Below are 1440 nucleotides of genomic sequence, written 5' to 3' on the forward strand. Positions count from 1 at the left end.
GCGAAAACCTGCGGCGCGGCCGTGCAGATGAAAAGGGCTGCGGCAACAGCACCAAGGTGTCGGAAGGGATGTTTCACAATGTCTCCTTGTTTGATTGCGGGTTACTGCCTTTGTGACAAAGCATCTGCAAACCCTGTGCCAGCTCGCCGAGCAACCCGGCAAATCGCTTTGCCACAGGCGTTCACCGGAGACGACGCAAAAATCGTGAAATTTGCCTTTCCATGGCACGGCATTTGCTGAAAGGTGTAGCGCACTGCTCGCTCCATTGCTAATAAAAAGGGCAGGTGTTACGTTATGAAGCAACAAAACTATAAATAGAGATAGTGCAGTCGCCGGAGGAGAGATGGGACAAATTCAATTATTGGCCGAAATGCACGGCCAGCGCCTCGAACAGGCAAGGCAGCTGTTTTTTAACGAAGGTACGCTACCCGACGGGCTGATCGATCCGGTCATCCTCCGCTCGTGGGAGCGCTGCCGGCGCTTCGGCCTGGGTGAAGGCAATGCCATTCCGGCCGTTGAGGCCATGGATCGTGTCGCCCTGAAAACCGAACAGGATCGCAATCGCTTCCTACTCTCCCAGGGCCGGCCGATCATGGAACATGTCTATGAGCAGATCCGCGAATCGGGCAGCATGGTCATTCTGGCCGACGCCAACGGCCTGCTTCTCGAAACCGTCGGCGATGCCGAATTCGTCGACCGGGCTGATCGCGTCGCCCTGTCGGCCGGCGCTTCGTGGGACGAAAACCAGCGCGGCACTAATGCCATCGGGACCGCCCTGTCCGAAGAAAGCCCCATTTCCATTCTTGGCGGCGAACATTTTCTTGAACACAACAGCTTTCTGACCTGCTGCGCCAGCCCGATTTTTGGGCCGGACGGCCGACTCATCGGCGTCCTCGACATTTCCGGCGATTACCGCAGTTACCACCACCATACCCTGGGCCTGGTCCGCATGTCGTCAGCCATCGTCGAAAGGCGCCTGTTCGAATCGATGCACGGCCGCGACATCCTGGTCTGTTTCCACACGCGCGCCGACTATTTGGGCAGCCCGAAGGAAGGCATCGCCGCCGTTTCACCCGACGGCCAGGTGCTGGCCATCAATCGCAACGGTACCGAGCTGCTCGGCATCCGCCAAGTGGACGCCGTACGCCGCGACTTCTCGATGGTGTTCGAAAGCAATCTGTCGTCCCTTGTCGACCGTCTGCGCCATACCCCGTTTGGCAGTTACGAGATCAACGCCAATGGCAAATCGCTGCATATTCAGCTCCGCGGCCAGCTGCCGCCGATGGCCCTGTCAGGCCGGGTATACGACGAACCCGCTGCCATGCGCGCGCCGCGCCGGTCGGACGTGATCGCCCCCTCCGGCCCGACCCTGGACACCCTGAACACCGGTGACGCCCGCCTGCAAGCCGCCATCGAACGCGCCCGGCGCATTCTCGGCAA

Annotated in this window: 1 protein-coding gene; it reads left to right on the forward strand. The window is 60.0% G+C overall.

All coding sequences use genetic code 11. From position 1 onward, the window contains the following. Window positions 1-343: 343 nt before the first annotated feature. Window positions 344-1440 (forward strand): sigma-54-dependent Fis family transcriptional regulator (locus ADADOO_RS06320; protein WP_511275967.1); only part of this gene is annotated, 1097 nt, incomplete at its 3' end.

This window comes from Azonexus sp., from assembly GCF_036170495.1.
In the GTDB taxonomy this organism is placed as follows: Bacteria; Pseudomonadota; Gammaproteobacteria; order Burkholderiales; family Rhodocyclaceae; genus Azonexus.